General features: G+C 60.8%; 1 protein-coding gene. It reads left to right on the forward strand.

The genetic code is table 11. The annotated features are described in order from the left end of the window. Nucleotides 1–84 precede the first annotated feature (84 nt). Nucleotides 85–1170, forward strand: a complete 1086-nt coding sequence (locus AC1DNF_RS35635; RefSeq protein WP_477925082.1) for an IS630 family transposase — start codon at nt 85–87, stop codon at nt 1168–1170.

A 1170-nucleotide genomic window follows, 5' to 3' on the forward strand; every position in this document is an offset into this window, starting at 1 on the left:
CTAGTGTAGTGTTGCATTCTTGAGGGAACTTAAATGATTGCCTCGCTTCCAATGCTCTACTACGGGCGGAAACGGGGTTTGATCGTGCGAGTTGCCATCGAGATTGTGCTGACGGACGGGGAACGGGCAGAGCTGACCGGACTCGTGCGCTCCAAGCTGACGAGCGTGCGGCTGGCGCAGCGCGCGCACATCGTTCTCCTCGCCGCTGACGGCCTGCAGAACAAGGACATCGCCGCCCGGCTTGCAGTCGGCCGCGTGCAAGTCTCGCGCTGGCGTGATCGCTATGCCGAGTCGCGGCTCGCGGGTATCGAGCAAGACCTTCCGCGCGGCGCGCCGCCGGTCAAGGTTGATGTGGCTCGACTGGTTGAGCTGACCACCCAGAGCAAGCCTGAAGCGGCCACGCACTGGAGCACGCGCAAGATGGCGACTGAGTTGGGTGTTAGCGCAGCCAGCGTCTCGCGCCATTGGCGTGCCAATGGCCTGAAGCCGCATCTCGTTCGCGGCTTCAAGGTCTCGCGCGACCCTCTGTTCGTCGAGAAGCTCGAGGACATCGTGGGCCTGTACATGTCGCCGCCTGAGCACGCACTGGTGTTGTGCTGCGACGAGAAGAGCCAGGTGCAAGCACTGGATCGAACCCAACCGGGACTGCCACTCAAGAAGGGTCGCGCGGCCACCATGACGCACGACTACAAGCGTCACGGCACGACCACATTGTTCGCGGCACTCAACATACTCGACGGGCAGGTCATCGGCCATTGCCAGCAGCGTCACACTCACGCGGAGTGGCTGAAGTTCCTGCGCAAGATCGACCGCGAAACGCCCAAAGGCAAGACGCTGCATCTGATTGCTGACAACTACGCCACGCACAAGCATCCTGCCGTGCAGGAATGGCTGGCCAAGCACCCGCGATTCAACATGCACTTCACGCCGACCTCGGCATCGTGGCTGAACATGGTCGAGCGTTTCTTCCGTGACATCACGACCGAGCGGTTGCGCAGAGGCGTGTTCACCAGCGTGCCCGAACTGGTCACTGCCATTGACGAGTACGTCGCTCATCACAACAAAGAACCCAAGCCATTCATCTGGACCAAGAGCGCGCGCGACATCCTGCAAAAGGTCATTCGCGCCAATAGCCGCTTAAGTTCCAAACAGAATGCAACACTACACTAG

The organism is Variovorax sp. 01T432 (assembly GCF_056398605.1).